Consider the following 7,318-nt stretch of genomic DNA (forward strand, 5'->3'; position numbering starts at 1 on the left):
AATCAGAAGCGTGCGCAAACCCTGTCGGTGTGCAGTCAATGCGACCCTGCTGATCTATCCGGCGGGTAGCGTTTAAACAGCACCGATGCATTGACGCCGCCAAACCCGAACCCGTTGGACAGTGCAATTTCGACGGGAACGCGCCGCGCGGAAGGCCCGATCAGATCGAGGCCGGCAGCGGCTTCGTCGGGGTGCTCGAGATTCAGCGTTCCGGGCAACACGCCATCCCGGAGCGCGAGAATGGAAAACGCCGCTTCGATGGCGCCCGCCGCCCCGAGCAAATGCCCGGTTGCCGACTTGGTCGAGGAAATCGCCGGGCCGGCGCCCACGCCAAAGACAGTCTTCAGCGCCTCGATTTCGCCGGCGTCGCCGACCGGCGTCGATGTCGCATGCGCATTGACGTAGTCGACCTGCTCCGGGGCGATTTCGCCCATCGCCAGGGCCAGCTTCATCGCCCGCATGGCGCCGGATCCGTCGTCGGGACCGGCGGTCATGTGATAGGCGTCCGCCGTGGTTCCGTACCCGATGATTTCCGCGATCGGTCGGGCGCCACGTGCGAGGGCATGGTCCAGGGACTCGACCACGAGCATGGCCGCTCCCTCGCCCATGACAAATCCGTCACGATCGCGGTCGAACGGGCGCGAAGCGCGAATCGGCTGATCGCCGAAGCCGGTCGACAACGCTCGCGCCGCCGCGAATCCGCCCAGGCTGACCTTGTCGAATGCGGCTTCGGCACCGCCCGCCAGCACGACATCGGCCTCACCGGTCCGGATCATGCGCATCGCGTCGCCGATCGCCTGCACGCTCGCCGCACAGGCCGTCACCGGACAGCCGAGGGGCCCACGGAACTGATGCTTGATCGAAATCTGGCCGGCCGCCAGATTCGAGAGAAAGAACGGAATGGTGAACGGCGACAACCGCCGCACGCCACGCGTCTCGCCGATCCTGACCGCCTCCGCCAGCCCGGGAAACCCACCGATGCCCGACGCTACGACCGTCGCTGTCCGCTCGCGCTGATGCTCGGCTTGCGGAGCCCATCCGGCTTCCGTGAGCGCCTCGTCTGCCGCAACCATCGCCATCTGGATGAAGCGGTCCATCTTCCTCAGTTCCTTGTTCGGCACCGAGAGTTCCGGATCGAAACCGCCGTCGGGATCGTCGGCCTTCCCCTGGACGGTCCCGCCGACCTTGGCGGACAGTTCACCGACGATGTCGTCACCGAGCCGGCGAAGCCCGGAGCCGCCTCCGATCAGGCGCTGCCACACCAATTCCTTACCGCAACCCAGCGGGGACACAATGCCAATACCGGTTACCACCACTCGAAGCGTCATTTCACCTTCCCCTCACGGACCAGGACCAGCTGACCCACATCGTTAAAGCCGTTCATCTTCAGGCACACCTTTAGTAATGCTGTATTGCGCCGAGCCACTTCAGGAGAGAGCCGGGGCCGCCCGACTCGCGGCGGACCCTGGACCTTCCCGATGCGCGTCGCGAATTCGCTGCGCTCGTCAGAACGCGTGCGACACATGCACACTGCGCGACATGTTGAGCGGCACGCCGTACTCCAACACGTCGAGGTTCAGCGCTGCGCGCGTTTGTTGATCTATCTCGATCCAGAACGGCAAGGTCGGCTTGCCTTCGATCATTTGCGGTGGCGCAGCGCGATGCACATTGACGCCCATGCGCTTCAGAAGCCGTTCGTTGCCGAGCACCGAGAATGCAATGAGACGGTCGGCGCCATGTGCATGCGCGACACGGACGATCTCGGACATCAGGGAGCGCGTGTTTTGCCACGATTCTTCCGCCGTCAACGGCTCGCCGCTCGGCATGCTCATCGCGAAGCGGGACAGTTCCCACACATTGCGCGTACTGGGAAGGGAGGCACCACCCATCAAATCCGGAAAAACCTCACCCAGCAGATAAGGCTCGTCGGTCGGCAACAACCGGCCGCAACCGACGATTTCGTCGCTGCGGTCGAAAGCGACGACATAAAGGGTGTCCGCGTGATCGAAGTCGTCAAATTCGATGCCATCGTCGGTGGGCAACGACCAGCCGAGTTCCTGTATGAAGACCTTATGCCGAAACTTCGCAAGTCGATACATCGTCTCGCGACTCAAATCAGCGCTTTTTCCCGACAATAAAGTCAGCATCGCGAATGCCCTCTCTCTTATCTTCAGAATTGTTAGGCGCGATTGGACCCGAAATTGAAAAGACAAAAAAGCTGCCCGAATGGGCAGGGGGGCAGGCGTCTGGACGAGACTCGTCGCGCCGAGTGCGACGGGACACTGCGACGGACAAACGGGGTTTTTTGGAATTCGACCGGCGATCGCTACGCGAGTCGGACGGAGGGACGATTCGGAGTGCGCTTGATCAGCGACGGCCCGAAGCAACCATCCCGAGCCACGGCGTCACGGCATAAATGATCGTAGCGGACATCGCGCCATTGCCAGTCCGATCAGGAAGATCAACGGAAATTGGCGGCGGCGCGGCACACAAGATTTGTCACGACGCGTAGGCCTTTTTAATCTAGTTATATTCACTGAACACGAAATCAGTGACCGGCGAAGATGGCCGATTCAAGTTCGCGTTGACGCGTTCCCGAGCACAGCCAGTTCTGGATCAACTCTTGGCTGTATTGCGCGCCGTAATCGTCACCGTTCATGTTGAGAAGCATGACGTTGCTGCTGACGTCGTCCTTCCCGACCTTCACCTCAGACTGGCCCACGGCCACATGCCATACGCAGCCGACGCTCACGGCCGGCCGCGTTTCGGTGCAGACCAGCTCGTAGTAGCCGGCATTGACGGCGCTAATGCCCTCGCCCCATAAATCATGCAACAAGTTCAGGGCTTGCTGGCACATATGTTGATGGAAGCGCAGCGCGTAGAACGCGGGCAAAGTCAATCGTACGTATCCGTCGTTCAGTTTTTTAGGCATGTCCGTTCTCTCGATGTGGCACCTGTTAAAATTGATACCGCATAGTTTGGCAAGATTCGCGGCGACCGGCTAGGCGCACACCCTTCCAACACTCGTGGCATGCCTGCTTGTGATTTGTGATAGCCGGTAGATCACGCGCCTGTTTTTTACGAATATCACAATCACCCGGAGAACACCATCGCATTATCAAGATGACGTACGGCCCCGTGAGCGGTGATTGCCTGACGGTGCTCGATCATTGTGCAATTCCAGGATTTTCGGACTCGTCGCAATTTTCGGCATCGAAACCTGGCTGATGTACGAATACGCATGCCGACATGCAAATTCCCCAACTCAATCGATCAAGGGCGAGCGCGGACGCCACCTCGAAATCCGCCGCCGGATAACAATTCAGCACCCGACACCATGCTTGCCGCTCGATATCTCAAATATTGACGACGATCCTTGAATAATTTATAAAAAATCGATCAGCGCACCAACCACGAAATACAGCCCCTTTAGGGACAAGATTGACCAAAAAGGTAATGATATGCAGGCCTGGAGAGAGAAGTATCTGAATGGATACGCCGAGGCAAAATCCGTGGCTGACGTGTTTTTGGAGTTCACGGCAGACGTGCGAGCACTCGGATTCGAGTACTGTTCGTTCGGTCTGCGCGTTCCGTTGCCGGTGAGTCATCCGCGGTTCATGCTGCAGTCCAACTATCCGGAGACGTGGGTCGAGCGCTATGTGAGCCAAAACTATTTTGCCGTCGATCCGACGGTCCGGCATGGGCTCAGTCAGCTGACACCCCTGATCTGGCGCGCCGACAGCCAGACACAAAACGTCGAATTCTGGGACGAAGCGGAGCACTTCGGTTTGCGCCACGGCTGGTGCATGCCATCCATCAGCCGCACCGGGGCGATCGGACTCGTGACCATGGTGCGATCGGGCGAGCCGATCGAGGAGAGTGAACTCGCGGAAAAGGGATACCAGATGTCATGGCTCGCGAACACCGCCAACTGCGCAATGAGCATGCATCTGCTTGCGCAGCTTGCGCCCGAATATGCCGTCGAGTTGACGGCACGCGAGCGCGAGGCGTTGCAATGGTCAGCCGCGGGGAAAACCTACTCCGAGATTGGCAAGATCATGTCTGTCGACGAGCGGACCGTGAAATTTCACCTCGTCAATGCAATGCGCAAATTGAATTCGGCCAACAAGACCGAGGCCGCGGTCAAGGCGGCAATGCTGGGGCTCTTGTTCTGACGTCCTTTGCTTCGCCGCTCAGGAATCTCGCGTACCACTGCCGGCAAACCTCCGTCCCATCGAATGAGCGTGCCGTAGCAGTCGAACGTCAGCCATCGCGGCCGTGACCTGCCTGCGCACCCATACAGTCGGTAGATCGGCTTGGGCGAGCGCCACCTGCATGGCATTGCCAAAATCAAGGTCGTCTTCAATCAGGAGTAGTCCCTCTCGGAGGCTGCGACTCACGTTTCTCTGCGTTCTGCAAAGAAAAGCAAGAGGTCAGTTCAAAATCGCTTGAGACGGTTTTTTTGCGTTCCTGGCGAGCAGTTAGCCACAGAAAATTCCGCCCGAATTCAATAGCAAGAAGCGGAGTGCTCGTGCGTCGAGATGCGACCAAACTGACAACTGACCAATCCGAACATGAGAAAAGACAATGAACGTGCTTGCAAACAAGGTCGCCATCATCACCGGCGCCAGTTCCGGAATTGGACGCGCGACCGCGTTGCTTTTCGCTCGCGAGGGCGCAGCAGTGGTAGTTGGCGCCCGTCGCAAGGCTGAGTTGGAAAGTCTTGTGACGGAAATCACCGCACAAAGAGGAACGGCGATATACGTCGCGGGCGACGTCAGGGATGAGACATATGCGCGGACTCTCGTTCAGGCGGCCGTTGACCGCTTCGGGGGCCTGGACATTGCGTTCAACAACGCGGGGACGCTTGGCGAAATGGGTCCCACGCCACAAATATCCGAGACGGGTTGGCGCGAAACGATCGACACCAATCTCACAAGTGCGTTCCTCGGTGCGAAGCATCAGATCCCCGCGATGATGCTTCGTGGCTCCGGAAGCATCATCTTTACTTCGACTTTTGTTGGATACACTGTCGGCTTCCCCGGCGTCGCAGCCTACGCCGCCAGCAAGGCAGGATTGATCGGGCTGACGCAGTCACTCGCCGCGGAGTTTGGACCGAAGGCCATTCGCGTCAACGCAATTCTTCCTGGCGGAGTCGACACCCCCATGGGGCGCACAATGAGTGCGTCGCCCGAAGCAATGGCTCATGTGGCGGGACTACACGCTCTCAAACGTATTGCTACGCCGGAGGAACTTGCGCAGTCGGTGCTCTACATGGCCTCCAGCGCCTCTTCATTCATGACCGGCGGGGCACTGCTGGTTGATGGAGGAGTATCGATCAATCGCACCTGATGTCGGAGCATGGGCCGCTTCGAACAACCCGGGAACGAATTCAGCAACTTCGACGTGAACGCATCGGCACGGCGAATCGCCGTCGCGGTGACCAGCGCGGGCACGTCGGCTGGATCGACGTGGAGAGGCCCGGTCGGCGTCTACGAGGTGTGGTGCTTGGAATCGGGTCGCGCACGATCCGTGGGGCTCGGGCCAGTTTTTCGCCGCCCCAACAGCCCGCACCGACGACAAATCGACGGTGGCGTGCGAGAGGTCGATCTGGCCAGTCGCGCACAACTTGTCGAGCCGCAATTCGTGCGGTTGGTCCCATACGCCGACCTTTTGTCTGTCGTTCAATCGCCGCCAGCAAGTGGCGCCCGAGCCGAAACCCAGCCGAGTCGGAAAATGATTCCGGCGGATGCCTGTCTCGAACACGAACAGGATGCCGTTGAGCGTCGCACGATCTGGCACGCGCGGTCGGCCGGGATCGCTCTTCGCACGAGGCTTCGCGACTGGCAGCAATGGTTCGATCAGTTTCCACAAGTCATCGTCAATGATCCGCGCTTCCATCCTTGGGCTTCCGTTGTTCCGTCAAATCCGCAGCGCGATACGCTGGGTAGCCCCCGCTACTTTCCACGGCTGCCGCTTCGCAATGCCTGTCATCACGCCCAGCCCGCTTTGCGGATTCGCCGGGTCGTTTGCGTCATCGGTGCGAGTACGGAAATTTCCGTCGATCGACTCACCGGGCCGACAGTGTGACCGCAATCTCCGCGGTCAGCGTTTCGGTGCCCGAGTTTGACCGGACGCAGGTGACCGGCGCAGCGCCGCAAGCGTCGATGCCAGTCGCCAGTTTCACATAGTGTTCGTCGGGACAGAGATTGTTCGCCGGATCGAAGCCGATCCAACCGAGATGGTCGACATAGACTTCAGCCCACGCATGATCGATTGCCTGGATTCCGTCGTCGCCTATCAGATAGCCGGAAGTGAAGCGCGCGGGAATGCCGAGCCGACGCGCCACGGCGATGAATACATGAGCATGATCGCGACAGGTCCCGTGGGAACTGATCCACGCAGCTTCTGCATCGGTGGCGTCGTCGCAATTCTCCGGCCCGGGTGCGAGACGATCGTGCACGATGTCCATCAACTCGTGTAGTTGCAGAAGGCGGTTTTGCGTGCTCTTCAGGGCGGAAGCAAGCTCCATCAGCGAGTCCCCGGGCCGCGTGAGAGGCGACTCGCGCAGGAACAGCCACGGATTCGTACGATCGTCTGCAGTGCCGATCACACCATCCTTGCTGTGCGTCGTCACTTCGCCGCGTGAAACGATGACGATCTCCTTGTGGTCGTTCGAGTGACACACAAGGTCGACATGGTTGCCGAATCCGTCGATGTACGACAATGCCGGCTGCATGTCGTTTGCAAGCAATTCCCAGTGCCCGACCGTCTGACCGGGATTCGACGACGGCCGCAGTCGAAGGCGCTGCAATGCCTGCTGCAACGGCTCATCGAGGGTATAACGCAGGGTATGGATGATCCCGATATGCATTGCGGTACTCAATCGAAGTTGTAGGCCTGGGCGATTTCGAGCCCAAGTCGCTGGTTGCGTCGAATGAATCCGGTCAGAAACTCGTGCAGGCCGTTCTTGAAGACTCGTTCGATCGTACTGTCGGAAAGCATCGTGAGCGTCTGTGCGGCGGTGCCGTGGCACGCGTGAGCGATGCCATGCTCTTTCACGAGCAAGTTGAGACTCGACATGACGCGCCCGTAGCAATAGCGCAGCGAGCGCGGCATGCGGCCGTTCAGGACCAGGTAGTCCGCGATGTTCAGCGGCTTGTACTGCACACCGTACACCCATCGATACGAGTTGTTTGCCTCGACCGACCGCAGGATCGATTCCCAGTGGTTGGTATCGAGGATCGTGCCCACATGCGACACCGACGGCAGCAGCAGGTGGTATTTCACGTCGATGATCCGCGCGGTGTTGTCGGCG

Annotated in this window: 7 protein-coding genes and 1 pseudogene; 2 read left to right on the forward strand and 6 right to left on the reverse strand. The window is 59.7% G+C overall.

Annotation, left to right across the window (positions count from 1 at the left end):
* Positions 1 to 35: 35 nt before the first annotated feature.
* From fabF to U5A56_RS32350, 3 genes are all read right to left on the reverse strand, one after another.
* A complete protein-coding gene (fabF, locus tag U5A56_RS32340; protein WP_124668488.1) occupies positions 36 to 1,328 on the reverse strand; it encodes a beta-ketoacyl-ACP synthase II in 1,293 nt (430 codons plus the stop codon).
* A 177-nt stretch (positions 1,329 to 1,505) separates the two neighbouring features.
* Entirely contained in the window at positions 1,506 to 2,147 is a 642-nt protein-coding gene (locus tag U5A56_RS32345; protein WP_321926594.1) for an acyl-homoserine-lactone synthase, read from the reverse strand.
* A 401-nt stretch (positions 2,148 to 2,548) separates the two neighbouring features.
* On the reverse strand, positions 2,549 to 2,932 hold the full coding sequence (locus U5A56_RS32350) for a DUF4902 domain-containing protein (protein ID WP_124668486.1): 384 nt from the start codon (positions 2,930 to 2,932) through the stop codon (positions 2,549 to 2,551).
* A 529-nt stretch (positions 2,933 to 3,461) separates the two neighbouring features.
* Between U5A56_RS32350 and U5A56_RS32355 the strand changes: the two genes are divergently transcribed.
* Together U5A56_RS32355 and U5A56_RS32360 are read left to right on the forward strand one after the other, a co-directional pair.
* The gene (locus tag U5A56_RS32355) at positions 3,462 to 4,175 is read left to right on the forward strand and encodes a LuxR family transcriptional regulator (protein WP_321926597.1); all 714 of its coding nucleotides are present in this window, start codon (positions 3,462 to 3,464) and stop codon (positions 4,173 to 4,175) included.
* A gap of 412 nt (positions 4,176 to 4,587) precedes the next feature.
* Positions 4,588 to 5,352: an SDR family oxidoreductase gene (locus U5A56_RS32360; RefSeq protein WP_321926599.1), complete on the forward strand. Its 765-nt coding sequence runs from the start codon at positions 4,588 to 4,590 to the stop codon at positions 5,350 to 5,352.
* Between the two features lie 149 nt (positions 5,353 to 5,501).
* On the opposite strand, the pseudogene U5A56_RS32365 reads toward U5A56_RS32360, so the two are convergent.
* The 3 genes and pseudogenes from U5A56_RS32365 to U5A56_RS32375 all read right to left on the reverse strand — a co-directional run.
* Positions 5,502 to 5,901: pseudogene (locus U5A56_RS32365) on the reverse strand (transposase); the annotation flags it as partial.
* 169 nt (positions 5,902 to 6,070) lie between these two features.
* Positions 6,071 to 6,874: a transglutaminase family protein gene (locus U5A56_RS32370; RefSeq protein WP_321926601.1), complete on the reverse strand. Its 804-nt coding sequence runs from the start codon at positions 6,872 to 6,874 to the stop codon at positions 6,071 to 6,073.
* An 8-nt stretch (positions 6,875 to 6,882) separates the two neighbouring features.
* On the reverse strand, positions 6,883 to 7,318 hold a 436-nt coding region (locus U5A56_RS32375), incomplete at its 5' end, for an alpha-E domain-containing protein (protein WP_321926603.1).

The sequence above is a fragment of the Burkholderia sp. BCC1998 genome (assembly GCF_905339875.1).
Taxonomy (GTDB): domain Bacteria; phylum Pseudomonadota; class Gammaproteobacteria; order Burkholderiales; family Burkholderiaceae; genus Burkholderia.